Genomic DNA, 23,378 nt, shown 5'->3' on the forward strand with positions numbered 1-23,378 from the left:
CAAAACAATCGAGCGCGACGCCGCAGCATCGCGCAGGAGAGACCTTGATGGCACACGATGGCTTCGCGGGAAGAGCCCGAGCCGGAGACGCCGACCGCTCCATTGCAGCGCACGTGCGCGACTATGACTGGGACGGCGACATGCAACCGGGTGCGCGCGAGATCGCCGCTTTGCTTTCTCCTGCCGATTGCGACCAGATCGCCCGAGAGTTCTGGGCCCATTATCTGAGTGGTCAGGCGGCCGGGCACATCGCGGCAGCTGATGCCGGGTGGGTGGAGCGGCAGCATGTTCGCAGTGCTCGATATATCCAGATGAAATATGCCGCTCCGTTCGATGATGCATGGCGTTTGGCCGCGACGAAGCACGCGGACTTTTCCAGGGCTTCAGGCATACCCCTCGCCGCTCTTCTGACGTCACTGGCCTTCGCGCACGGGCGAACGCTTGCCCTGATCGAGGCGCGTGTCGCCGGGGACAGCGGCCGGATGCGGCGTTTTGCCGACCTCGTGCAGCGGCTCGCGCTGATCGAGGCGGATGTGATGGCGGGTCATCTGGCGCGCGTCGCTCAGCAACAGATCGCTGAAGAGCGCCGAGCACACGCGCGTTCTTTTCACGAGCATATCGCGGGGGCAATCGATGGTGCAGCGGCCTTGGGGGGGAGGGTGCGCGCGCAAGCTTCCACCGCGGCATCATCGGCAAGCGCGATCATCGGCCGCGGGGCTGAGGTCGCCGCGGCGTCGGAACAAACTGCGTTGGCGATGAGGGATGCCGCCTCAACGGCCGCTGGCCTGATCCGCGCCATCGAGGACGCGCGCGCCGAAGTTGAGTCGGCGGACGAGATCTCGAGCCGTGCGTCTCAGCAGGCAGACCGCGCGGTGGGCGTGAGCAAGGCGTTGAGCGATCATGCGCAGTCGATTGAGTCGATATTGGCGCTGATCCGCGACATTGCCGGGCAGACGAACCTGCTGGCGCTGAATGCCACGATCGAGGCGGCGCGCGCCGGCGAGGCCGGGCGAGGGTTCGGAGTCGTGGCGCAAGAAGTCAAAAGTCTGGCGAACCAGACCGCGCGCGCCACCGATGACATTGCGGCACAGATCATCGCTATTCAGACGGCCACGCGGATCACCGTGGGCGCCAACGCCGGCATTCAGGCGACGATCGGGGAGGTGCAGAACTCCGCCAACCGTATCCGACGAGCAATGGAGCTTCAGGCGCAGACGGTGACCGCCATCACTGCCGCGGTGGACCAGACGGCCCTGGCGGCAGATGCCACCGCCGGGAACATGGCGACGATCATGCAGGAAGGGCAGGCATTTGCTCGCGACTTCCACGTTCTGGGTGCCCAATTTGCGGCCATTGACGATCGGCTGGCCTCGTTGCGCAGCGCTGCGGTGAAATTCAGCGTAAAGGTGGCCTAGCGCAGGCTGACGCGGCGTGCCGGAGAACCGGGCTTCAACGGTGATGGCACCGACCATCCGGCTGTTTGATGCTGACACGGTGAATTGAGCCCGGCGGCGAGGCCTCCTATGGCAGCGGCATGACCAACATTCTCCTGACCGGCGCCTCGCGCGGAATCGGCGCATCAATTCGAACCGCTTTGTCTCCCGCCGCGACAGTTGTTGGTCAGGCGACGCGCGCGATGGATGGGTTCATCGCCGCAGACTTGGACCAGCCCGGTGCGGCCGCTGCGTTGTGGCATAGTGCGATCGAGTCGCTGGGCAGTGTGGATGTGCTGATCAACAACGCCGGGGTGTTCGAGGCGAACCCAATCGACGGCGGTGACGAAGAGTGGCTGGCGGGGTGGGAACGCACCATGCGGATCAATCTTACTGCGTCAGCCGAATTGTGCAGGCTGGCAGTGCGTCACTGGCAGACGCGCGGGGTGCCTGGTCGCATCGTCAACGTCGCCAGTCGGGCCGCTTACCGCGGGGACAGCCCGGCGCATTGGCATTATGCCGCCTCCAAGTCTGGCATGGTCGCGATGACGAAGACGATCGCGCGCGCTTATGCCAAGGATGAGATTCTTGCCTTTGCGATCTGCCCCGGCTTCACCATGACAGGAATGGCTGACGACTATCTGGCGAGCCGCGGCGGCGACAAGCTGCTCGCAGACATCCCGCTGGGGCGAGTAGCCATGCCGGACGAGGTCGCTGAAGTGGTGCGCTGGCTGGCGCTTGATGCGCCCGCCTCCATGACCGGCGCGGTACTAGATGTGAATGGGGCGAGCTATGTCCGCTGATAGCTGGCGCGTCACGTTGCCCTGCACGCGTGCGGAGGCGGAAGCGATCGATGCCGCGGACGATCTGGCGATCGACGCGGTCCTGATGACCACCGAAGAGGTGGAGGATGATGTCGAGTGCTGGCGGCTCGATGCGTACATGGAAGATGAGCCCGACGAAGCGATGCTCGCTGCGATACGTGCCCTGGTGCCGAGCGCGGCCGGTACGGCGGCGCAGGTGACCCCGCTTAGCCCTCAGGACTGGGTGGCGTTGTCGCAGGAGGGCTTGGAGCCGATACGCGAAGGCCGTTTCGTTGTTCACACAAGCGCGCATCCGACGCGGGCGCCTGAGGGCGGAAGAGCCCTGCTGATCGATGCAGGCCGCGCCTTTGGCACCGGCCATCATGCGACGACAAGCGGCTGCCTGGCGATGCTCGACCAGCTTGCAGGGCGTCCATTCCGCAATGTCATTGACGTTGGTACCGGCACAGGCGTGCTCGCCTTTGCTGCTGCGTATCTGTGGCCAGACGCTGCAATCGTCGCGACCGACATCGATCCCGCTGCAATTGACGTGACGCGGGACAATGCCGCCGTTAACGACGTGAGCGGCGTGGAACTGATCGTCGCCGACGGCGCGCTGAGTGACGGCATCACGGCGCGTGCGCCCTATGACTTAGTGATTGCGAACATTTTGGCTGGGCCGCTCGTGTCGATGGCACCGGAACTGGCAGCGATCGCTGATGTGAGCGCAACCATTGTGCTTGCCGGCTTGCTGGAGACGCAACGGAAAAACGTCGTCGAAGCTTTTGCCGCCTGTGGGTGCACACTTTCTGCAGTCGATCAACGCGGTGATTGGACGATCCTGTGTCTTACCGCCGGTGCCGAACGCTTCACGCCGCAAAGCCCACCTGATCCAAAGGGGCGCGACGGATGGGCGCTTGATCTCTGATCACCTGACGCGCGCTCTGCTCGCTCAGCTCGGCCGAGTGAGCTTGGACGCGGCATAATGCTGGGTACCGCGAGTGATAATCTCGTCGTCGCTGACGATTTCAGCTACGGCGATTTCCGGCTGTTGCTTGATCGCCTCATAAAGAGGCGCGAAGTCTGTTTCGACCGTGGCCCGGAGCAACTCATCGAAGCTCGGAATGACGAAATAGTTCTGTTGAAAGTCGTCGATCCGATAGTCGGTCCGCATCACGCGCGCGAGATCGAACTTCAGCCGGTGCGGTGACGGATCTTCCAGCGCAAAGCGGCTTTCCGCATAGCTCGACACGATCCCCGAGCCATAGATGCGAAGCCCTTCCGGCTCCGCGATCAACCCGAACTCTACGGTATACCAGTACAGCCGACCCAGATACTTCAGCGCGTTATGCTCCATCGCGCGCAGTCCGCCACGACCATAAGCCTCCAGGTAATCGGCGAATACTGGATCAGCGAGCATCGGCACATGGCCGAACACGTCGTGGAAGACGTCTGGTTCTTGTAGATAGTCGAGCTGATCGGGCCGGCGAATGAAGTTGCCGGCGACGAACCGGCGATTGGCCATGTGATCAAAGAAGACATCATCTGGCACGAGGCCCGGCACCGCGACGACTTGCCAGCCGGTGAGCGCCACCAGCCGGTCGGAAAGCTCTGCAAAGTCCGGGATGCCGGGCTTCGATAGCTTCAGGACATCTAGTCCCCGCAACCATGCGTTCGATGCTCGCCCCGGTAGCAGCTTCGCCTGCCGGGCGAAAAGCGTGTCCCAGGTGGCGTGGTCCTCCGCGGTGTAATGCGCCCAATCCTGCGGAACCGTCCAGTCGGCAGCGGCGCCGGCGGGCGGGGTGGCGGTGGTGGATGCGTCAGCCATGCCAGTGGCATAGCACGGAGGCGGAGAGGGGCAAGATGGTTACGATTGAGACCAGTATCGGAGTGTGTTGGGACGCGGGCTCCCCCGCATTAGCGCCGCCGCACAGGCGAATGCGGTGGATAAGCGGAGGAGTGGATGCCGGGACGGGGCCCGGCATCACGGAAATTCGCGTGGACGGCGCCAGCGCGCGTGTCCTTACTCCGCCGCTACGCCAGCGCGCGAAAACATGTCGCCTTCTTCGCTCGTGTCTTCGTTGGCCGGACGTGCGCCCTTGGCCTTCTGGCGCTGGTCGAACGAATCCCAGACATCGCTCCACTGGCCCTTAGTGGCGGCCTTGGAATATTCCGTCGCGCGGGTTTCGAAGAAGTTCGCATGCTCCACGCCGTTCAGCAGCGGGGTGAGCCACGGAATAGGATGCTCGTCGATCATGTAGATCGGCTTCAGCCCCAGCTGCCCCAGCCGCCAGTCGGCGATATAGCGAATGTACTTCTTGATGTCCTTGGGCGTCATGCCGTTCACCGGCCCCATCTCGAACGCGAGATCGATAAACGCGTCCTCCAACCGGATCGTCGTCTGGCACTGGTCGGCGATATCGTCCTTCACCGCCTTGGTCAGGCAGTTGCGCTCCTTCACGAAGGCGTGGAACAGCTTGATAATGCCTTCGCAGTGCAGGCTTTCGTCACGCACGGACCAGCTGACGATCTGCCCCATCCCCTTCATCTTGTTGAAGCGCGGGAAGTTCATCAGCATCGCGAAGCTGGCGAACAGCTGGACGCCCTCGGTGAAGCCGCCGAACATCGCCAGCGTGCGCGCGATATCCTCGTCATTGTCGACGCCGAACTGCTGCAGATAGTCGTGCTTGTCCTTCAACTCGGCATAATCGAGGAACGCGCCATATTCGCTTTCCGGCATGCCGATCGTGTCGAGCAAGTGGCTGTACGCCGCGATGTGCACCGTCTCCATGTTGCTGAACGCCGTCAGCATCATCTTGACCTCGGTCGGCTTGAACACGCGGCCGTACTTTTCGTGGTAGCAATCCTGCACCTCGACGTCCGCCTGGGTGAAGAAGCGGAAGATTTGCGTCAGCAGGTTGCGTTCGTGATCGGTGAGCTTCTGCGCCCAATCACGACAATCCTCGCCCAGCGGCACCTCCTCGGGCAGCCAGTGGAGCTGTTGCTGGCGCTTCCAATATTCGAATGCCCAGGGGTATTCGAATGGCTTGTACTGCTTGGAGGCTTGGAGGAGGGGCATGGGTTACTCCGGAACGACGATTTGAAAATTCACGAACATTGTGCGTGTGAGCAAGAGAAGATGGGTCATCCCTCCATGCTCCACTGCCACATGGCGGTGGCGCTCATCGCCAGGACGATGCCGCCGGCGAGGGCCATGATGCCGATCATGCGAAAGGCATAAACCTGCCCCTCGCTGCGCGGGCGGGCGAGCGCGAGCAGGAGCCCGGCGCCGACCAGCGCGAAGACGAGCGCAACCGCATACATGGCCAGGATCTGCCAGCTCATCGGACCACACGGCGGGAGACATAGACGGTGCGCGTCTTGCGCGCGCCCACGCCCAGGAAGACGACCCCGATGAAATAGCCGAAATCATACCAGCCGCCGTTGTTGGGCACTGCATAGATGGCGACATCCGGCATGAAGAGGCTGAGCACCCAGGCCACCGGGAAGATGAAGCCGTGCCACAGCCCGAGCAGGAAGCCCGGCGTCGCGGCCGCCTGGTTCACGGCGGACGGCACCTGCTTCGCACAGGCGGCGAGCAGGAGGGAGAGCGACAGCAGCGCCAGCCTTCCACCATCAAGCCGGGCCGTCCGGCCCCGCTCTCGACAGGTCTGTCCCGGCATCCACCGCGCCGCATCGCCACGGCTTGCAGACGCGCCGGCCCCGGCCCCGACACGGGCCGACGAAGCGCGCGCGGAGATGCCACCGCTCATGCCATCCACCTCACGCATCCAATCGCCCCATGTGTCGTTGTGTTGCCGACCCGCAAGGAGACCAAGCATGCACGACCATAGCAACATCAAGGAACATATGACCGTCATCGGCGCCGACGGCGTTCATGTCGGCACGGTTGACCATGTCGATGGCGAGCGGATCAAGCTGACCAAGCAGGACAGCCCGTCCACCCAGGACGGACAGGGCGCCAAGCATCACTACCTGCCGGCCGGCCTGGTCGCGACGATCGAAGGCGACACCGTCCGCCTGAGCGCAACCGCGCAGAACGCCATGGACATGTTCGAAGAAGGCGAGTGAGCCAGCGCCTGCTCCCCTGACGGGAGCGGGACGGGCATCACGGCCAACCATGCGGGCAGTGCCGGACCGCCGGCGCTGCCCGCTTGCGTATGGGCGACGTGGCGCGGTGACATGGCGCACACGGGTGCCCGCATCCATCCCGGATTTCGTCTCCATATCCGCGCCAGAACCAGCCGCTGTGCCGGTCAGCGGCGCGGGGGCGCATCGGCTTTTCGTCCGTTCCATCCGCTCGCTCCTACCAACACAACCGACCTGGCTTCACCGACTCGGGAGCGCGATGCTCAACGTGGCGGGTCAGCCCGTTGAATAGCGCAGAGTGGCCCGCCGTACCACGCCAAAAACTGCAACATATAGACATCGTGCATCAACGATGCTCAACATCTGGTATGTTCCTGGCGCTCGCCGAAATGGCGGCGCGCCATTGATGTTCATGCTATGTTCTGCGCGGCACGTGTCTTGTCAAGGCACCGCCGTCTGCGAGCCGACGCTGTGCAGCTTCAGGCGGGGAGGGCGTCCGCGCGCGACTGGAGCCCCTCCCGGTCTTCGATCAGTCAAACAATTCCGCGTAGCGGTCGGCGGAAAAGCCAGCTTCGACCACAGCGCCATGTTCCAGCAGCGGCCGCTTGATGGCCGAGGGGTGCGCCTGCATGATCGCCATCGCGCGCGATCGATCGAGGTCCGCCCGTTCGCTCTCCGGCAATTTGCGAAAGGTCGTGCCCTGACGATTGAGCACCTTTTCCCAGCCGAGCCGATCAACGGCACGGCCGAGGGCGGCCGAATCAACGCCCGCTTTCTTGTAATCATGAAATCGGTAGGTGACGTGGTGCGCATCGAGCCACGCGCGCGCCTTGCGGACGGTGTCACAGTTCGCAATGCCATATACGATAATCGTCATTACCACCCTCGTTGCGTTGGAGGCCGGTGATAGCGGCTTGAACGCGCAAATGCAGTCCGTCCGCTAGCACCCAAAAGCGGGCGTTCAGGCAGGCGAACCTCGGGGGCGGTTTGTGGGGTAAGCCGATCGCCGGATTGTTGTTGCGCAGATCGCCGGCCATTACACGGCAGCGGTTCGCCTGCGACAATACCAGAATGCTCCATCATCAAAGATTGTTGATGATGGACTGAGCGGCCTGTTGGGGAAGAATGGCGAAGTCTGCGTGATCGGCGGTAAACAACTCCGATGTGGCCACGGTCGCACCGCAATAGCCAAAAATGCCTTGGTCGATCTGGGCCTGCATCGCTTGTCGATAGCCGTACTTGGCGTAGGTCGCAGCATCGGCGCCTGCGAGCGCGATCAGATGCACCTTCAACCGACGGAGTTTCTTGACAAGGCCCTGCTCGGGATCGGCGTCAAAGGCCCAGCCCGAAACGAATACCCGGTCGATCCAGCCCTTGAGCAACGCCGGCATCGACCACCAGTAAACCGGATAGACCAGAACTAGATTATCGGCATGATCGATCCGCTGCTGCTCGACGCGGACATCGTCGGGCGTAGGGCTGCCTGCCGCAAAGGCGTTCCGGTCTGCCGGACCGAATACCGGATCGAAGCCTTCGGCCGCGAGATCCGCGAGTTCGGCGCTGATCCCATGGTCCTTGAACGCCGCGATGATCTCGATCGAGACCGAGCGGGTCAGCGACGTGGCGTCGGGATGCGCCATCACCACCAAAGCGCAGGACATTGACTCTCTCTCCTCCGCATTTAAGCTACCAAACGTAGGTAGCAGATAAGCTACCATTAATAGGTTTGGCAAGTGAGCTTTTCATGACAGCAGAGCCAGTTGCAGTTCCCGCACAGCCGCGCCGCAGGCTTTCCAAGGCCGATCGCCATCATCAGTTGCTCACCACGGCGCTGCAGGTGATCCGCACACAGGGCGCGGACTCTCTGACGCTCGGGCATCTTGCGACAAGTGCGGGGGTGTCGAAGCCCGTGGTGTACGACCATTTCGGTACGCGATCCGGGCTGTTGATCGACCTCTACCGATGGATCGACAGCGAGCGGATAGAGACGTTTCGTCAGGCGATGGCGGCCACCTCCAAAGACCGCGAGGAGACGATCGCGTGCCTGGCGGATGCATATATCCGCTGTGCTGCCGATCTGACCGGTGAATTCCACATCGTCGGTGCCGCACTTGCGGGAAGCCCGGAAAAGGCCGACGTCTATGTCGAACTCCTCGACCAATGCGTGGCGATGTTCGTGTCCGTGCTCCGGCCGTTCAGCGACATGCCCGAGGCCGCCCTCGACCGGTTGTGCATCGGCCTGGTCAGCGCGGGAGAAGGGCTGTCCGCTGCGATCGTGCGGGGTAAGCTGGCCGAAGCCGACGCCATCGGCACCTTTGCGGAGATCATCCGGGGCTCTCTTGGCCAGCCCCGCCGGGATGCCCTGCTCGGCAAATAAACTTCGGGGCGGGGCAGGCAGCTATCGCCGCTTCAAGCTCCGAAGCAGGCGGTCCGCTAGCCACCGATGGTGGTTGTTAGCGGAGCCTTGGGCTACGGGTACGGGCGTGACGCCTTGGTCGCACCTGGATTGTCGCGGCGGCGGCCTGGCGGTGACTGAAGCAGGGTGGCGTGTGTCGCGTCCCTGCGCTTCCTAGCGCCACGCCGTCAGACGTTGCCGGCTATGCCGGCACCGCTGCCCGCCGTGGCGAGTCTTCGGATTGCTCAGGCAATCCGAAGCCGCCCGCTCGTCACTGGCAGGCGAGGCACTCGTCGTAGTCGGTCGTCTCGCCCAGATCGAACTTGGGCTTCTCGATCGTATTGTCGGCCTCCACGCCGCCAGCGAAGCCCGCGCGCTGCACGCTCTTGGAACGCAGATAATAGAGCGACTTGATGCCCAGTTCCCACGCGCGGAAGTGCAGCATCAGGAGATCCCACTTTTCCACGTCGGCCGGGATGAACAGGTTCAGCGACTGCGCCTGGTCGATGTATGGCGAGCGATCACCGGCGAGCTCGAGCAGCCAGCGCTGGTCGATCTCGAAGCTGGTCTTGAAACAGTCCTTCTCCTCCGGGCTGAGGAAGTCGAGGTGCTGCACGCTGCCGCCATGCTCGAGGATCGAGTTCCAGACGGTTTCCGCGTTCTTGCTCTTCTCGTTGAGCAGCTTCTCCAGATACGGGTTCTTCACCGCAAAGCTGCCCGACAGCGTCTTGTGGGTGTAGATGTTGGCCGGGATCGGCTCGATGCACGCCGACGTGCCGCCGCAGATGATCGAGATCGACGCGGTCGGCGCGATCGCCATCTTGCAGCTGAAACGCTCCATCACGCCCATGTCGGCGGCGTCGGGGCACGGGCCACGCTCGGCGGCGAGCGTCATTGACGCCTGGTTCACCTGCGCGTTGATGTGCTTGAAGATGCGGAGGTTCCAGCTCTTCGCCATCGCGCCTTCCATCGGCAGGCCGCGTGCCTGGAGGAAGGAGTGGAAGCCCATCACGCCAAGCCCGACCGAGCGCTCGCGCGCCGCGGAATAGGCCGCGCGCTCCATGCCCGGCTCATGCCGGTCGATATAATCCTGCAGCACATTGTCGAGGAAGCGCATCACGTCCTCGATGAACTGCTTGTCGTCCTTCCACTGATCCCACGTCTCAAGATTGAGCGAGGAGAGGCAGCAGACCGCCGTGCGATCGTTGCCGAGGTGATCCTTGCCCGTCGGCAGCGTGATTTCGCTGCACAGGTTCGAGGTGGAAACCTTGAGGCCCAGATCGCGGTGATGCTTGGGCATGTTCTTGTTCACGTGATCGGCGAACACGATGTACGGCTCGCCGGTCGCGAGGCGGGTCTCGACCAGCTTCTGGAACAGGCTGCGCGCATCGACCTTGCCGCGCACGGTGCCGTCCTTGGGGCTCTTCAGCTCCCACTCGCCGCCGTCGCGCACCGCTTCCATGAACGCGTCGGGGATCAGCACGCCGTGGTGCAGGTTCAGCGCCTTGCGGTTGAAGTCGCCCGACGGCTTGCGGATCTCGAGGAACTCCTCGATCTCCGGGTGCGACACGTCGAGATAGCAGGCGGCCGAGCCGCGGCGCAGCGAGCCCTGGCTGATCGCCAGCGTCAGGCTGTCCATCACGCGCACGAAGGGGATGATGCCGCTGGTCTTGCCGTTGAGGCCGACCGGCTCGCCGATGCCGCGCACATTGCCCCAATAGGTGCCGATGCCGCCGCCGCGGCTCGCGAGCCAGACGTTCTCGTTCCAGGTATCGACAATGCCGTTCAGGCTGTCGGGCACGGAATTCAGATAGCAGCTGATCGGCAGGCCGCGACCCGTGCCGCCGTTCGACAGCACGGGCGTCGCCGGCATGAACCAGAGCTGCGAGATATAATCGTAGATGCGCTGCGCATGCGCGGCATCGTCGGCATAGGCGCTGGCGACGCGGACAAAGAGATCCTGATAGGTCTCGCCCGGCAGGAGATAACGATCCTGCAGCGTGTCCTTGCCGAAATCGGTCAGCAGCGAGTCGCGCGAATGATCGACATCGAGCGGGTAGGGACGACGCAGCGTGTTTGTTGCCGCACCCCCGGTTTCGGTTTCGTTCGTCGCTTCCAGTGCGTCGATCGCCATGTTCGCCTCGCTCGCGTCTCTAAAGTCCATCGCCGCCGTCCTATTTGTCTGTTCGTTCGAATCGGAGGCCTGTCCCCGAGTCATACCGGAGCAGTCGTGCGAATGAGAACAAAAAGTGACCGCAGCTCATCGCAGAGCGGCGTGGTCTCCTCCACGATAATGGATACCGCGGCTTCTGTTCTACCAGCGCTAGCGCCTGCTCCTGCGAAATACCCCCACAGCTTGTGGCAGGTGCGGCGCGGAGGCAAGGGGGAAATCGCTGGGACGGGCGAACAGTTTATTGTGGCGAGGGTGCCGTTCAACCACGTCAAATGAGGCGACGCGCGGACTTCCGCGGGGTTCATGAAATGCAAGCCGGATTGGTCGCCGCAGAAATATTTTCGCGTTCCGGCGAGCGATGCGGGGCTTGCGGCCGGGCCGGCTCTTTCCGGCGCAGGCACGGCTTAGCGAAGGGTACGGTGCAGCCGGGCGAAGCCTCAGCTCGCGCGGCGGATGACGCGTGAGGGCGCCTGCGACAGCCGCTCCATGTCGAAGTGGCGGGTGAATTCCAGTCCCGCCCGTCCTTCCGAAATCCAGCGAATGGTGGCCGGGAACAGCTCGTTTTCCACCAACTCGATGCGGACTTCCACGCCGACTGCCTCTTCGGGGAAGTCCACCCCGTCGATCATCACGCCGGTGGCGGAGAGATTGCGGATGCGCACCTCGCCGGTCTCGCCGCCGATCTCCAGACGGGCCGAGCGCAGCACGGTGGCGCGATTCGCCCGGCTGACGCGATGGCCGACCGGCGTTGCGCCGCCAGCGCCGCTGCCGCCGCTGTCGAGCTGCGCGCGTACATCCGCGGCGCGGGCCGGGCGGCCATAAACGAAGCCCTGGATGTGGCTGCAGCCAAGATCGCTGATCAGCTTGATCTCGTCCTGCTGCTCCACCCCTTCCGCGGTGGTTTCCATGCCCAGCGTGTCGGCCAGGGTGACGATCGCCTTGATGATCGCAGCGTTGCGATTGCCCGCCTGGATCGCGCCGCGCACGAAGCTCTGGTCGATCTTGATCTTGTCGAACGGCGCCTTGCGCAGATAGCCTAACGAGGAATAGCCGGTGCCGAAATCGTCCAGCGCCAGCCGCACGCCGATGCCCTTCAGCGTCTTGAACATCTGGTTGGACGAAGCGTCGTCGTTGACGAACACGCTTTCGGTGATCTCCAGCTCCAGCCGGTCGGCGCCGATCCCGGACGTGGCGAGGGCGCTGGTGACGATAGCGGGCAGTGCCGGGTTGGCGAACTGGATCGCCGAGACGTTGACCGCGATCCGCACGTTCGCCGGCCAATTTGCCGCTTCCGCGCAGGCGGTGCGCAGCACCCACTCGCCGATCGCCTCGATCATCCCGCATTCCTCGGCAACGGGGATGAAATCGGCCGGGCTGACCGCGCCGCGGGTCGGGTGTTCCCAGCGCAGCAGCGCCTCATAGCCGACGATGCGCTGATCACGGGTGGATACCACCGGCTGATAGACGAGGTGGAATTCGTCGTCGCCTAGGGCACTCCGCAGATCGTCTTCCAGCCGCTTGCGCTTTTGCGCGCCGGCCAGCATCTCCTCGCGGAAGAAACGGGAAACGCCGCGGCCGTCGGCCTTGGCCGCATATAGCGCCAAGTCCGCGTTGCGGATCAGCGTTTCGCTGTCATGGCCGTGTTCGGGCGCGATCGCGATGCCGACCGAGCAGCCGATCGACAGCGAGGAGCCTGCAATGAAGAACGGCTGGGACAAAGCGGTGATGATCTGCTGCGCCAGCGTGCCGAGCTGTTCGCGATTGCCCTCACGCGGGAGGACGACCTGAAACTCGTCGCCGCCCAGCCGGCCGACCAGCCCGGCATCGCCGACGGTTCGCTGCAGCCGCTGGGCGACTTGCTTGAGCAGTTCGTCGCCGCACTGATGCCCGAGCGTATCGTTCACCACCTTGAACCGATCGAGATCGAGCAGGAACAAGGCAGTGGTGGTGTGCGGCCCCTGGGCGGTCGAGAGTGCCTGATCGAGCGACAAGCGCAGCCGTTGGCGGTTGGCGAGCCCGGTGAGGCTGTCGAACAGGGCAAGGCGCGTGATTTCCGCCTCCGACCGGCGCTTCTCCGTCAGATCGGAGCCGAAGCCGATGAAGCCCTGAAAACGGCCAAGATCGTCCAGCATCGGCCGACCGGAGATCGACCACCAGCGATCGGCGGCCGTTTCAAACGCGGGGCGAACCGAATAATCGGAGAAGCTGGTGCGCGATGACAGGTGGAATGTCAGCGTCCGTTCGGTTTCCGCCATGCTGGAATCGACGCGGAACACATCCACCAGCCGCTGCCCCATGGGCGCGGTGCCCAGCGCGGCAAGCTCCCGCGCGACCTTGGCGCTGACATAGTTGAGGCAACCCGCGCGATCGGTTTGCCAGAACCAGCCGGTGCCATGGCTTTCATATTCCCGCACCAGCCGGGTCGCGAGCTGCCGCTCACGCTCTTGGTCTTCCTGGGCGCCGAGCCGTTGCTGATCCCGCATCGCGATGCGGCAAACGCCGGCGACCAGGAGCGCGGCCAGCAGCAGCGCTGCGGCGGCGGCGAGGCCGGTGCCCCCGGCGAAAGGCACCATCAGCGCCAGCGACACCGCGAAGACAAGCGAGGCCGCGCGCACCGGGTGAAGCGCAATGGCGGTCAGCACGATGCTGCCGAAGCCGAGAACGAAGCCGGTGACCCGCAGCGGGCCAGTGGGAAGCGTCGGCGAGAGATCGAGCTGAAGCGACAGTACGATGCCCAGCGCTGCGGCGAGCCCCGCAAGCGAAAGGATGCGCTGATGTGGCGCCATGTCCTGCGCGGCGGGAAGTGCGAGCACGGCCCAAGCCGCGAGGCCGAGCCCGGTCATGGCGACGCCAAGCGCGGTGGCGAGCCCGACCGGCTCGTGCCAGAGCGCCAATGTGCCCGCCGTTCCCAGCGACGTTACGAGAAGCACCGACAGCACGACCGGCCACAGCGTGGCAGTTTCTTTCAGCCGCGCCGTGCTGGCGTCGCACTGAGCATCGTCATCGCAGGCGACCAATCCCAGCGCCTCAACGAGGCGGGCGGAACGCTCTGGCGCGGCAATCATGGTACGGCGAACGGATCCCATGCACACCGGCTACCCAAAGAGGATTGGCAAAGTGTTTATGACTGAGCATCTTTCGTCAAACCTGAGTTGGCTGTGACGGGCGCGGCAGGGCTGCCAAGAGCCATGCGGTGCGCGCCGGCACGGGAGGATCGCAACAGGCGCGCAGACCAGTTGCACTCGCCGCGGGCGCGCCATAGTGCAGCGCCTCATGACCACGACGATCCGCGCCGCAGACCTGATCGAGAGCGTTGCCGATGCGCTCCAGTTCATCAGTTACTATCACCCGATGGATTACATCCGCGCGCTTGGCGACGCCTATGAGGCGGAGCAGGGCCCGGCCGCGAAGGACGCGATCGCGCAGATCCTGACCAACAGCCGGATGTGCGCGGAAGGCCACCGGCCGATCTGCCAGGACACCGGCATCGTCAACGTGTTCGTCAAATGGGGCATGGACTGCCGCATCGACGACACCAATCGCTCGATGCAGGAAATCGTCGATGAAGGCGTCCGGCGCGCCTATCTCCACCCGGAGAACAAGCTGCGCGCCTCGGTCCTCGCCGATCCCGCCTTCACCCGCCGCAACACCAAGGACAACACGCCTTGCGTGCTCCATGTCGAGATGGTGCCGGGCAGCAAAGTGTCGGTCGATGTCGCCGCCAAGGGCGGCGGCAGCGAGAACAAGTCCAAGTTCAAGATGATGAACCCGAGCGACTCGATCGTCGACTGGGTGCTGGAAATGCTGCCGCAGATGGGCGCCGGCTGGTGCCCGCCGGGGATGCTCGGCATCGGCATCGGCGGCACGGCGGAGCATTGCGTGCTGCTCGCCAAGAAGGCGCTGATGGAGCCGATCGACATGGGTCCGCTGAAGGCGCGCGGCCCGAAGAACGATATCGAGGCGCTGCGCATCGAGATCTTCGACAAGGTCAATGCGCTCGGCATCGGCGCACAGGGCCTGGGCGGGCTGTCGACCATTCTCGACGTCAAGATCCTCGATGCGCCCTGCCATGCCGCGGGCAAGCCGGTGGCGATGATCCCGAACTGCGCCGCCACCCGCCACGCGCATTTCACGCTCGACGGCAGCGGCCCGGCGTATCTCGAGACGCCGAAGCTCGATGAGTGGCCGAAGGTCAACTGGACGCCAGACAAGGCCGCGATCCGCGTCGACCTCGACACGCTGACGCCGGAGATGGTCCGCTCGTGGAAGCAGGGCGATCGCCTGCTGCTGAACGGCAAGATGCTGACCGGGCGTGACGCCGCGCACAAGCGGATCAAGGACATGCTTGATGCCGGCGAGGAGCTGCCGGTCGAGTTCAAGGGCCGCGTGATCTATTATGTCGGTCCGGTCGATCCGGTCGGCGAGGAAGTGGTCGGCCCGGCCGGCCCCACCACGGCGACGCGGATGGACAAGTTCACCCGCATGATGCTCGATCAGGGTCTGCTCGCGATGGTCGGCAAGGCCGAGCGCGGGCCGGCGGCGACCGATGCGATCAAGGACGCCAAGAGCGCCTATCTGATGGCGGTCGGTGGTGCGGCCTATCTCGTCGCGCGCGCGATCAAGGGATCCAAGGTCGTCGGCTTCGAGGATCTCGGCATGGAAGCGATCTACGAGTTCGAGGTGGAGGACTTCCCGGTCACCGTCGCGGTCGACAGCGAAGGCAACAACGTCCACCAGCTCGCCCCGCTCGTCTGGCGCGAGAAGATCGCCAGGGAAGGCCTGCTCCAGCCGGCGTGACGCATGCAGGGCGCCTGATCCAGCGAGCGTTCGGGCGGCGTAGCCTTGAGGCGCTCGCCGCCAGCGGAGCGACTGCGGCGGTGCTGACCTACGTTCCCGCTGCGCTGGCCTTTCCGCACCAGATGCAGATCGGCCGGACAACGATCTATGCCGACCGGCCGATCCCTGCAGTGATCGCGCAGCGGCTCGCGCGCGCCGACGCGTTGCTGGCACAATGTCCGCTGGACGATCCTTCGCTGCCGCGGACGCTGGTGCTTACCAACGGCGGATGGCGCTGGCGCGTCATGGCGGCGGGGCACGCCGGGGCGGTCGCGCTGCGGCGCCCGTTCGCGCACGTGCTGCTGTTCAACCACACCGACGTGGCGGCAGATCGGGTGACGAATGGGGCAGGGATTGGCGGCACGCGCACGCTCTCCGGAACAATCGCGCACGAAATGGTGCATGTGCTGACCGCGCGACGTTACGGTGAGATCGCGCTGGCTCGGTTGCCGGCCTGGAAGCGCGAGGGCTATGCCGATCACGTTGCAGGAGAGACGAGCATCGGCGGCGCGGTGGACGAGGCACAGATCCGCGCGCGCTATCCGGATGCCGGCGTGCTGATCTATTATGCGGGCCGCCGCCGGGTTGCCGCGATCCTCGCGCGCAACGGCGGTTCGGTCGATCGATTAATGGCGCAATAGATGCTCGTCCTTGCCGGCATCGCGATCATCGCGCTTGGCTTCTTGCTGCGCTTCAACCCGATGCTGGTGATCGCCGCCTCCGCGCTCGTCACCGGGCTCGCCGCCGGGATCGATCCGCTCGCCATTCTCGCCGCGTTCGGCAAGGCGTTCAACGACACGCGCTACGTCACCGCCATCTATATCGTGCTTCCGGTGATTGGGCTGCTGGAGCGCAACGGGTTACAGGCGCGGGCGCGCTCGCTCGTCGGCGGGCTGAAGGGGCTGACGACCGGGCGGCTGCTGATGGCCTATCTCGCGTTCCGCCAGATCACCGCCGCGCTTGGCCTCACCTCCGTCGCGGGGCCGGCGCAGACCGTCCGCCCGCTGATCGCGCCGATGGCGGAGGCTGCGGCGGGGGAGGCGCATGATCCCGAAAAGGTGAAGGCGATGGCTGCGGCCACCGACAACATCGGGCTGTTCTTCGGCGAGGATATCTTCATCGCGATCGGATCGATCCTGCTGATGAAGGGCGTGCTGGAGGGCTACGGCATCTTCGTCGAGCCGCTGCACATGTCGGTCTGGGCGATCCCCACCGCGATCGCCGCCTTTGCGATCCACGGGACGCGGCTGTGGCGGCTCGATCGCAAGGCCCGCCGCGCATGATCGGGCTGAATTTCGTTTATCTCGTCGCGGGGATAACGTTCCTCGCCTTCGCGATCCTGTCTTTCACGGAGCGGCGCTGGGCCAACACCGGTTTCTACGGGCTGGTCGCGACGAGCTTCCTTGCCGGCGATTGGCTGGGGGACATCGGCAATGGCGTGCTGGTCCTCGCGCTGGTGGCGATCGCGGCGAGCGGGCGAATGAAGCGGCGCGTGCCGGCGGGCGAGCCCACAGCGCGCGGCGCGATGGTGTTCGTGCCCGCGCTGGTGATCCCGGCAACCGCACTGATCGGCACCTTCGTGTTCAAGCAATTCCCAACTGTGTTCGACGGCAAGCAGGCGACGCTGGTGGCGCTGACGGCGGGCGTGCTCCTGGCGCTCGTGCTTTGTTACGTCTGGCTGCGGCCGGCACCGGCCGAGCCGTTCCGTGCTGGCCGCGGCTTGATGGACGATATTGGCTGGGCCGCCGTGCTGCCGCAGATGCTGGCGAGCCTCGGCGCGGTGTTCGCGCTGGCGGGCGTCGGCGAGGTGGTCGGCCGGCTGGTCGGCGTCGCCATCCCCACCGGCAGCGTGCTTGGCGCGGTGCTGGCCTTCGGGCTCGGCATGGCGCTGTTCACGATGGTGATGGGCAATGCCTTTGCCGCGTTCCCGGTGATGGCGGCGGCGGTCGGCATCCCGCTGCTGGTACAGACCTATGGCGCGGATCCCGCGCCGGTGGCGGCGGTCGGGATGCTGGCGGGCTTCTGCGGCACGTTGATGACGCCGATGGCGGCGAACTTCAATCTCGTCCCTGCCGCGCTTCTTGAGCTGAAGGATCGCAACGGCGTGATCCGTGCGCAGGTGCCGACGGCGCTGCCGCTGCTCGTGTTCAATGTGCTTTTGTTGTGGTGGATCGTTGCATGACCCTGACGCCCGATGTCGCCGCCGGCTTCGCCCGGCTCACGCTGGGCCATGTCGGGCAGCGTTATCCCTTCAAGCTCGATCAGGTGCTGACCGGGCCGGAGGATCTGCGCGAGCCGCATGAGATCCACCCGATCTTCCACGGCAGCTTCGATTGGCACAGCTGCGTCCATGGCTGGTGGCAGCTACTGACGATCGCGCGGCTGTTCCCCGATCTGCCCGAGGCTGCGGAGATTGGCGGCCGCGCCAACGAGATGCTGGTGCCGGAGAAAGTCGCCGGCGAGCTGGCGGTGCTCACGCGGCCCTACGCAGCCGGGTTCGAACGGCCGTACGGCTGGGCCTGGGCGCTGGCGCTGCATGCCGAAGCGATGCGCCATGACGCGGCCTGGGGCGCGGCGCTGGAGCCACTCGCGCGCGCCTTTGCCGAGCGCTTCCACCAGCATTTGCCCAAGCTCACCTATCCGATTCGCGTCGGCACCCACTACAACACCGCTTTCGCGCTGACGTTGGCACGTGACTGGGCGCTAGATCATGATCCAGCGCTGGTGACGCTGATCGACGCGCGCGCCCGCGACTGGTTCCGCGAGGATCGCGGCTGTCAGGCATGGGAGCCGGGCGGTGACGAGTTCCTGTCCTCCGCGCTGTGCGAGGCGCTGCTGATGAGCCGAGTGCTCGGCGATGGCTTCGCGGCATGGTTCGACGCGTTCCTGCCGCAGGCGGTGCAAGGCAAGCCGCAGACGCTGTTCACCCCGGCCATCGTGTCCGATCGCAGCGATGGCAAGATCGCACATCTCGACGGGCTGAACCTCAGCCGGGCGTGGTGCTGGCGCACGATCGCTGCCGCGTTGCCGCATAGTCCGCTGGCGCCGGTCGCACGCGCCGCGGCGGATGATCACCTCGCCGCCAGCCTGCCGCATCTGGCGGACGATTACATGGGTACGCACTGGCTGGCGACCTTCGCGCTTCTCGCACTCACTGTTTGAAAGGGACTGGCGCCAAGGCGCTTGCCGTGCGAACCCGATCTTCAAATCAAGGGAATCGGGAGAGGGCGAATGGCGCTGAAGACGCGCGTCACCGAGATGCTTGGGATCGAAAAGCCGATCATCCAGGCGGCGATGGGCTGGATCGCGCGGTCGCATTTGTCGTCGGCCGTGTCGAACGCCGGCGGCATGGGGATCATCGAGACATCGTCGGGTGAACTCGACGCGGTGCGCGACGAGATCCTCAAGATGCGGCAGCTGACCGACAAGCCGTTCGGGGTGAACGTCGCCCAGGCGTTCGTGCGCGATCCGGGCATCATCCAGTTCGTGATCGATCAGGGCATCCGCTTCGTCACCACCTCGGCCGGTGACCCGATGAAATATACCGGCATGCTGAAGGAGGCGGGGCTCACCGTCTTCCATGTCGTGCCCAGCCTTGCCGGCGCGCTGCGGGCGGTGGAGGCCGGCGTCGACGGCCTGATCGTCGAGGGTGGCGAGGGCGGGGGCTTCAAGAACCCCAAGGACGTGTCGACCATGGTGCTGGTGCCGCAGGTGGTGGAGGCGGTCGACGTCCCAGTCGTCGCCGCGGGCGGGATCATGGACGGGCGGACGATGGCGGCGGCGTTCGCGCTGGGCGCGGAGGGCGTGCTGATGGGGACACGAATTCTCTCCTCGGCCGAATGCCCGGTGCATGACAATTGGAAGCGCGCGATCGTCGAGGCGGATGCGACCGATACGGTGTTCCTCAACCGCAGCGGCCCAGGGCCGGCGCTTCGCGCGCTGCGTACCGACCGGACCACGCGAATCGAAAAGGACGGTACGGCGAACATCTTTGGTGAGTTCGCCGATACGCAGGCGGTGTATTTCGGTGGGGATCTGGAGGCGGGCATCGCGCTCACCGGGCAGGTTGCCGGGCGCATTCGTGAGGTGAAGCCAGTGGCGCAAATCTTCGATGAGACGATGGCGGAATATGAAGCCACCGTCGCGCGGATGGCGCGCGCGGCTTGATGCCGCATTAGTCCGCCAGCGATGCGAAAGATCGTGTGTCATGGCGGGTTTGTGCCGGCGTCCAGGCCGCTGCGTCGCTGAGTTCGCCGGGAGCGGAACGCCGCCACGGCCTTGCGTCTCGATCGGCTTCAGAATGACGATGAATGGGAGAGGGAATGATGAGCGAGGACGTTACCTACGAGGTGTCTGAAGGCATCGCGACGCTGACGCTAAACCGGCCGGAGCGGATGAACACCATCTCCGGTCCGATGCTCGATGAGTTGACCCGCCTGCTGGTGCGCGCGGGCGAGGATCGCGAAGCGCGGGTAATCGTGCTGACGGGCACTGGGCGCGCCTTTTGCGCCGGGCTCGACCTGAACGCCGCACAGAAAGGCGACGGGATCGGCTCCTCCTCTGCGACCTTCGGCGCGACGATCGACCTGCGCAACACGCCGCCGACGGTGCTTCACGCGCTCGACAAGCCGGTGATCGCGGCGCTCAACGGCTCCGCGGCCGGTTATGGCATGGACATGGCGCTGGGGTGCGACATCCGGGTGATGGCGGCGGAGGCGAAGCTCGCCGCGGCGTTCGTGAAGCGCGGGATCCTACCCGAATCGGGCGGCACCTGGTTTCTGCCGCGCATGCTGGGCTGGGCCAAGGCAGCCGAGATCATCTTCACCGGGCGGACGCTCAGCGCCGCGGATTGCCTGAAGGAAGGGCTGGTCAACGAAGTCGTGCCGGCGGATCAGGTCGCGGCACGTGCGCGGGAAATCGCGCTGGAGATCGCCGCCAATGCGCCAATGGCGGTGCAGGGGGCGAAGCGGCTGATGCGCATGGGCATGGAAGAAACCTTCGATACCCATGTGCAGCATGTCTATCTTCAGCTGCTGCCGCTGTTTCAAAGCCAGGATTTCCGCGAAGGGATGGCGAGCTTTCTGGAGAAGCGGCCCGCCAATTTCACCGGCAAATAATGGTGTCAGTTCCCCTTTCTGCCCTGCGGAAAGGGGGAGGACGGCTCAGCCGCGCAGCTGCTGATGGTGGCGAATCACCTCATCGATAATGAAGCGCAGGAATTTTTCGCTGAACTCCGGGTCGAGCTCCGCTTCCTCGGCCAAGGCGCGCAACCGGCCGATTTGCTGATCCTCGCGGCCCGGATCGGCCGGCGGGAGGCCCGCTTCGGCCTTGTATCGGCCGACCGCCTGCGTGACCTTGAATCGTTCAGCCAGAAGACAGACCAAGGCTGCATCGATGTTGTCGATGCTTTTGCGATACCCCCTCAACACCTCGTCCGCCATTCGCGCCCTCCCATTGCGGCCTAGCGCCTGCGTCCGTAGAGGCAGTTGTAGATGAGCGCCACCGTCCAACGCCTTTCCGGCCATCAGCCTTCGCTTGACCCGATGATTCACCTCGTCGCTGACGACATGAATCAGGTCAACGCCGCGATTGTTGATCGCATGCAATCGCAGATCCCCCTGATTCCCGAACTCGCCAATCATCTGATCGGCAGTGGGGGAAAACGGATGCGCCCGATGCTGACGCTCGCGAGCGCGCGGCTGCTCCAATATGATGGCGAACGGCATTACGGCCTCGCTGCTGCGGTGGAGTTCATTCACACCGCGACGCTGCTGCACGACGACGTGGTCGACGGATCGGACCTGCGCCGGGGCAAGCGCACCGCGAACATCATCTGGGGCAATCCGGCAAGCGTGCTGGTGGGCGATTTCCTGTTCTCCCGCTCGTTCGAGCTGATGGTGGAATCGGGCAGCCTCAGCGCGCTGAAGATCCTGTCGAACGCCAGCGCCGTGATCGCGGAGGGCGAGGTGAACCAGCTGACCGCCGCGCGGCGCGTCGACCTAGGCGAGGATCGCTATCTGGAGATCATCAACGCGAAGACCGCGGCGCTGTTCGCCGCCGCGTGCCGGATTGCCGCAGTGGTGGCCGATCGTCCGGAGGGCGAGGAAGCGGCGCTCGATGCCTATGGCCGCAACCTTGGCATCGCTTTCCAGCTGGTCGACGATGCGATCGACTATACCTCTGATGCGGGCACCATGGGCAAGGACGCCGGTGATGATTTCCGTGAGGGGAAGATGACGCTGCCGGTGATCCTCGCTTATGCGCGCGGTAGCGAGGAAGAGCGGCAGTTCTGGAAGGACGCGGTGGAGGGGCGGCGCGATAGTGACGCGGATTTCGCCCGTGCCATCGAGCTGGTGCGGTCCACGCATGCAGCGGACGATACGATCGCGCGGGCGCGGCATTACGGACAGCGGGCGATCGACGCCGTCGCGCCTTTTGCCGACGGGCCGGCGAAGGATGCGATGATCGAAGCGGTCGAATTTGCGGTGGCGCGGGTTTACTGAGGTTCGCAGGCTGCTGATCTAAGTAGCGCCTGACGGGAGAGTTCCCGCCGGCTGCGGCGACGTCACGGGCGTTCGATCAAACCGCGTCTGCCGGTTCCAGCACGCAGTTCTCCCGGCCGGTTTCCACCTGCAGCGTGGCGTGGCCGATGCCGAAATCATGGTGGAGCATGTGCTGCACCTGGCGCAGGAAACCGTCGCCCGGATGCCCCTGCGGCATCAGCAAGTGCGCGGTAAGCACGGGTTCGGTGGTCGACATCGGCCAGATGTGAAGATCATGCACGTGCGCCACGCCGGGGAGGCTGGCGAGGGCATCGCTGACCCGATCATAGTCAATGGCGCGAGGCACCGCGGCGAGGCTCATTTCCACCGTCTCGCGCAATAGCGCCCAAGTCTGCCAGAAGATCAGCGCGGCGATCAGCAGGCTGACGACAGGGTCGATCCAGCCGAGGCCGGTGAGCCAGATACCCAGCCCGGCGAGGACCACCCCGGCGGAGACGGCCGCATCGGCGAGCATGTGAAGATAGGCGCCGCGGATGTTCACGTCGCCCTTTCGGCCGCGCGCGAACAGCCAGGCGGTGATGCCGTTGATAAGGATGCCTACGGCCGCCACGGCCGACACCGTAAGGCCGGGCACTGACGCTGGTTCGGTCAACCGCTGCGCTGCCTCGATCGCGATGACGCCCAAGGCCACGAGCAGCAGCACGGCGTTCGCGAGGGCCGCCAGGATCGTCGATCCCTTCAGCCCATAAGTGAAGCGCTTGGAAGGTGGCGTGCGCGCCAGCACTGCGCCCGCCCAGGCGACGGCGAGCCCGAGAACATCCGACAGATTATGGCCGGCGTCGGCAAGAAGCGCCACCGAGCCCGTCCACAAACCGGCACTGGCCTCCGCAATGACATAGCCCAAGTTGAGCGTGATGCCGATCGCGAAGGCACCGTCCCAGCGAACGGGCGCCGCGTGATGGTGATGGCCGTGACTATGGCCGTGATGGTGCTCGTGGCCGTGATGGTGCCCGGGGCCGTGATGCGCGTGCGCCATGATTGATGAATAGCAGCGGGGGCATTAAAACGCCATCACCGCCGACTGACGCCATCGCATCTTCGCTTTAACGGGTAGCGGGCTACAGG

At 64.9% G+C, this 23,378-nt stretch carries 23 protein-coding genes; 13 read left to right on the forward strand and 10 right to left on the reverse strand.

Translation table 11 applies throughout. From position 1 onward, the window contains the following. Positions 1-47 precede the first annotated feature (47 nt). The 3 genes from SPMU_RS14220 to SPMU_RS14230 all read left to right on the forward strand — a co-directional run bounded on the left by SPMU_RS14220 (position 48) and on the right by SPMU_RS14230 (position 3,164). Positions 48-1,415, forward strand: a complete 1,368-nt coding sequence (locus tag SPMU_RS14220) for a methyl-accepting chemotaxis protein (RefSeq protein WP_088334584.1) — start codon at positions 48-50, stop codon at positions 1,413-1,415. Positions 1,416-1,534: 119 nt separating this feature from the next. After that, on the forward strand, positions 1,535-2,236 hold the full coding sequence (locus SPMU_RS14225) for an SDR family NAD(P)-dependent oxidoreductase (protein WP_088334585.1): 702 nt from the start codon (positions 1,535-1,537) through the stop codon (positions 2,234-2,236). Next, positions 2,226-3,164, forward strand: coding sequence for a 50S ribosomal protein L11 methyltransferase (locus SPMU_RS14230; RefSeq protein ID WP_088334586.1), 939 nt, complete (start codon positions 2,226-2,228; stop codon positions 3,162-3,164). Before SPMU_RS14225 ends, SPMU_RS14230 begins: the two co-directional genes overlap by 11 nt. Before the next feature lie 24 nt (positions 3,165-3,188). On the opposite strand, the gene phhA is transcribed toward SPMU_RS14230, so the two are convergent. From phhA to SPMU_RS14250, 4 genes are all read right to left on the reverse strand, one after another. Next, on the reverse strand, positions 3,189-4,064 hold the full coding sequence (phhA, locus tag SPMU_RS14235) for a phenylalanine 4-monooxygenase (protein WP_088334587.1): 876 nt from the start codon (positions 4,062-4,064) through the stop codon (positions 3,189-3,191). A 195-nt stretch (positions 4,065-4,259) separates the two neighbouring features. Beyond that, entirely contained in the window at positions 4,260-5,315 is a 1,056-nt protein-coding gene (locus tag SPMU_RS14240; RefSeq protein WP_088334589.1) for a ribonucleotide-diphosphate reductase subunit beta, read from the reverse strand. Between the two features lie 65 nt (positions 5,316-5,380). After that, positions 5,381-5,581, reverse strand: a complete 201-nt coding sequence (locus SPMU_RS14245; protein ID WP_088334591.1) for a hypothetical protein — start codon at positions 5,579-5,581, stop codon at positions 5,381-5,383. Then, on the reverse strand, positions 5,578-6,027 hold the full coding sequence (locus SPMU_RS14250; protein ID WP_425442193.1) for a hypothetical protein: 450 nt from the start codon (positions 6,025-6,027) through the stop codon (positions 5,578-5,580). The genes SPMU_RS14245 and SPMU_RS14250 overlap by 4 nt, the downstream gene beginning before the upstream one ends. A gap of 49 nt (positions 6,028-6,076) precedes the next feature. Here SPMU_RS14250 and SPMU_RS14255 point away from each other — a divergent pair, with 49 nt between their 5' ends. Beyond that, positions 6,077-6,328: a DUF2171 domain-containing protein gene (locus SPMU_RS14255; protein ID WP_088334593.1), complete on the forward strand. Its 252-nt coding sequence runs from the start codon at positions 6,077-6,079 to the stop codon at positions 6,326-6,328. Between the two features lie 547 nt (positions 6,329-6,875). On the opposite strand, the gene SPMU_RS14260 is transcribed toward SPMU_RS14255, so the two are convergent. Beyond that, entirely contained in the window at positions 6,876-7,223 is a 348-nt protein-coding gene (locus SPMU_RS14260) for an ArsC family reductase (protein ID WP_088334595.1), read from the reverse strand. 205 nt (positions 7,224-7,428) lie between these two features. Next, positions 7,429-8,064 (reverse strand): NAD(P)H-dependent oxidoreductase, encoded by a 636-nt coding sequence (locus tag SPMU_RS14265; protein ID WP_211275815.1) that lies wholly within the window; start codon positions 8,062-8,064, stop codon positions 7,429-7,431. A gap of 26 nt (positions 8,065-8,090) precedes the next feature. Here SPMU_RS14265 and SPMU_RS14270 point away from each other — a divergent pair, with 26 nt between their 5' ends. Then, entirely contained in the window at positions 8,091-8,723 is a 633-nt protein-coding gene (locus SPMU_RS14270) for a TetR/AcrR family transcriptional regulator (RefSeq protein ID WP_211275816.1), read from the forward strand. Between the two features lie 289 nt (positions 8,724-9,012). Here SPMU_RS14270 and SPMU_RS14275 read toward each other — a convergent pair whose 3' ends face one another. Together SPMU_RS14275 and SPMU_RS14280 are read right to left on the reverse strand one after the other, a co-directional pair. Then, positions 9,013-10,905, reverse strand: coding sequence for a ribonucleoside-diphosphate reductase subunit alpha (locus tag SPMU_RS14275; RefSeq protein WP_088334599.1), 1,893 nt, complete (start codon positions 10,903-10,905; stop codon positions 9,013-9,015). A 446-nt stretch (positions 10,906-11,351) separates the two neighbouring features. Then, the gene (locus tag SPMU_RS14280) at positions 11,352-14,000 is read right to left on the reverse strand and encodes an EAL domain-containing protein (protein WP_088334601.1); all 2,649 of its coding nucleotides are present in this window, start codon (positions 13,998-14,000) and stop codon (positions 11,352-11,354) included. Positions 14,001-14,187: 187 nt separating this feature from the next. Between SPMU_RS14280 and SPMU_RS14285 the strand changes: the two genes are divergently transcribed. From SPMU_RS14285 to SPMU_RS14315, 7 genes are all read left to right on the forward strand, one after another. Next, positions 14,188-15,711: a fumarate hydratase gene (locus SPMU_RS14285; RefSeq protein WP_088334603.1), complete on the forward strand. Its 1,524-nt coding sequence runs from the start codon at positions 14,188-14,190 to the stop codon at positions 15,709-15,711. Continuing rightward, positions 15,708-16,391: a hypothetical protein gene (locus SPMU_RS14290; RefSeq protein WP_088334605.1), complete on the forward strand. Its 684-nt coding sequence runs from the start codon at positions 15,708-15,710 to the stop codon at positions 16,389-16,391. Before SPMU_RS14285 ends, SPMU_RS14290 begins: the two co-directional genes overlap by 4 nt. Further along, positions 16,392-17,033: a DUF969 domain-containing protein gene (locus SPMU_RS14295; RefSeq protein ID WP_088334608.1), complete on the forward strand. Its 642-nt coding sequence runs from the start codon at positions 16,392-16,394 to the stop codon at positions 17,031-17,033. After that, positions 17,030-17,932 carry a DUF979 domain-containing protein gene (locus SPMU_RS14300; protein WP_088334610.1) on the forward strand — a complete coding sequence of 301 codons (903 nt, stop codon included), beginning with the start codon at positions 17,030-17,032 and terminating at the stop codon, positions 17,930-17,932. The genes SPMU_RS14295 and SPMU_RS14300 overlap by 4 nt, the downstream gene beginning before the upstream one ends. Further along, positions 17,929-18,912 carry a DUF2891 domain-containing protein gene (locus SPMU_RS14305; RefSeq protein ID WP_088334612.1) on the forward strand — a complete coding sequence of 328 codons (984 nt, stop codon included), beginning with the start codon at positions 17,929-17,931 and terminating at the stop codon, positions 18,910-18,912. Before SPMU_RS14300 ends, SPMU_RS14305 begins: the two co-directional genes overlap by 4 nt. A gap of 69 nt (positions 18,913-18,981) precedes the next feature. After that, the gene (locus SPMU_RS14310; protein ID WP_088334614.1) at positions 18,982-19,917 is read left to right on the forward strand and encodes an NAD(P)H-dependent flavin oxidoreductase; all 936 of its coding nucleotides are present in this window, start codon (positions 18,982-18,984) and stop codon (positions 19,915-19,917) included. A 158-nt stretch (positions 19,918-20,075) separates the two neighbouring features. Then, positions 20,076-20,867, forward strand: coding sequence for an enoyl-CoA hydratase/isomerase family protein (locus tag SPMU_RS14315; RefSeq protein ID WP_088334749.1), 792 nt, complete (start codon positions 20,076-20,078; stop codon positions 20,865-20,867). A gap of 45 nt (positions 20,868-20,912) precedes the next feature. On the opposite strand, the gene SPMU_RS14320 is transcribed toward SPMU_RS14315, so the two are convergent. Beyond that, positions 20,913-21,191, reverse strand: coding sequence for a chorismate mutase (locus tag SPMU_RS14320; RefSeq protein ID WP_088334616.1), 279 nt, complete (start codon positions 21,189-21,191; stop codon positions 20,913-20,915). 51 nt (positions 21,192-21,242) lie between these two features. Between SPMU_RS14320 and SPMU_RS14325 the strand changes: the two genes are divergently transcribed. Further along, a complete protein-coding gene (locus SPMU_RS14325) occupies positions 21,243-22,253 on the forward strand; it encodes a polyprenyl synthetase family protein (protein ID WP_088334618.1) in 1,011 nt (336 codons plus the stop codon). Positions 22,254-22,329: 76 nt separating this feature from the next. Here the strand turns inward: SPMU_RS14325 and SPMU_RS14330 are convergent, their stop codons facing one another. Next, entirely contained in the window at positions 22,330-23,289 is a 960-nt protein-coding gene (locus tag SPMU_RS14330; protein WP_088334620.1) for a cation diffusion facilitator family transporter, read from the reverse strand. Positions 23,290-23,378: the final 89 nt, after the last annotated feature.

Origin of the sequence: Sphingomonas mucosissima, assembly GCF_002197665.1 — a bacterium.
GTDB lineage: Bacteria > Pseudomonadota > Alphaproteobacteria > Sphingomonadales > Sphingomonadaceae > Sphingomonas > Sphingomonas mucosissima.

Coding starts and splice junctions, on each gene's coding strand:
- SPMU_RS14220 (WP_088334584.1), top strand. CDS start 48: ATGGCACACGATGGCTTCGCGGGAAGAGCCCGAGCCGGAGACGCCGAC.
- SPMU_RS14225 (WP_088334585.1), top strand. CDS start 1,535: ATGACCAACATTCTCCTGACCGGCGCCTCGCGCGGAATCGGCGCATCA.
- SPMU_RS14230 (WP_088334586.1), top strand. CDS start 2,226: ATGTCCGCTGATAGCTGGCGCGTCACGTTGCCCTGCACGCGTGCGGAG.
- phhA (WP_088334587.1), bottom strand. CDS start 4,064: ATGGCTGACGCATCCACCACCGCCACCCCGCCCGCCGGCGCCGCTGCC.
- SPMU_RS14240 (WP_088334589.1), bottom strand. CDS start 5,315: ATGCCCCTCCTCCAAGCCTCCAAGCAGTACAAGCCATTCGAATACCCC.
- SPMU_RS14245 (WP_088334591.1), bottom strand. CDS start 5,581: ATGAGCTGGCAGATCCTGGCCATGTATGCGGTTGCGCTCGTCTTCGCG.
- SPMU_RS14250 (WP_425442193.1), bottom strand. CDS start 6,027: ATGCGTGAGGTGGATGGCATGAGCGGTGGCATCTCCGCGCGCGCTTCG.
- SPMU_RS14255 (WP_088334593.1), top strand. CDS start 6,077: ATGCACGACCATAGCAACATCAAGGAACATATGACCGTCATCGGCGCC.
- SPMU_RS14260 (WP_088334595.1), bottom strand. CDS start 7,223: ATGACGATTATCGTATATGGCATTGCGAACTGTGACACCGTCCGCAAG.
- SPMU_RS14265 (WP_211275815.1), bottom strand. CDS start 8,064: ATGGTAGCTTATCTGCTACCTACGTTTGGTAGCTTAAATGCGGAGGAG.
- SPMU_RS14270 (WP_211275816.1), top strand. CDS start 8,091: ATGACAGCAGAGCCAGTTGCAGTTCCCGCACAGCCGCGCCGCAGGCTT.
- SPMU_RS14275 (WP_088334599.1), bottom strand. CDS start 10,905: ATGGACTTTAGAGACGCGAGCGAGGCGAACATGGCGATCGACGCACTG.
- SPMU_RS14280 (WP_088334601.1), bottom strand. CDS start 14,000: ATGGGATCCGTTCGCCGTACCATGATTGCCGCGCCAGAGCGTTCCGCC.
- SPMU_RS14285 (WP_088334603.1), top strand. CDS start 14,188: ATGACCACGACGATCCGCGCCGCAGACCTGATCGAGAGCGTTGCCGAT.
- SPMU_RS14295 (WP_088334608.1), top strand. CDS start 16,392: ATGCTCGTCCTTGCCGGCATCGCGATCATCGCGCTTGGCTTCTTGCTG.
- SPMU_RS14300 (WP_088334610.1), top strand. CDS start 17,030: ATGATCGGGCTGAATTTCGTTTATCTCGTCGCGGGGATAACGTTCCTC.
- SPMU_RS14305 (WP_088334612.1), top strand. CDS start 17,929: ATGACCCTGACGCCCGATGTCGCCGCCGGCTTCGCCCGGCTCACGCTG.
- SPMU_RS14310 (WP_088334614.1), top strand. CDS start 18,982: ATGGCGCTGAAGACGCGCGTCACCGAGATGCTTGGGATCGAAAAGCCG.
- SPMU_RS14315 (WP_088334749.1), top strand. CDS start 20,076: ATGAGCGAGGACGTTACCTACGAGGTGTCTGAAGGCATCGCGACGCTG.
- SPMU_RS14320 (WP_088334616.1), bottom strand. CDS start 21,191: ATGGCGGACGAGGTGTTGAGGGGGTATCGCAAAAGCATCGACAACATC.
- SPMU_RS14325 (WP_088334618.1), top strand. CDS start 21,243: ATGAGCGCCACCGTCCAACGCCTTTCCGGCCATCAGCCTTCGCTTGAC.
- SPMU_RS14330 (WP_088334620.1), bottom strand. CDS start 23,289: ATGGCGCACGCGCATCACGGCCCCGGGCACCATCACGGCCACGAGCAC.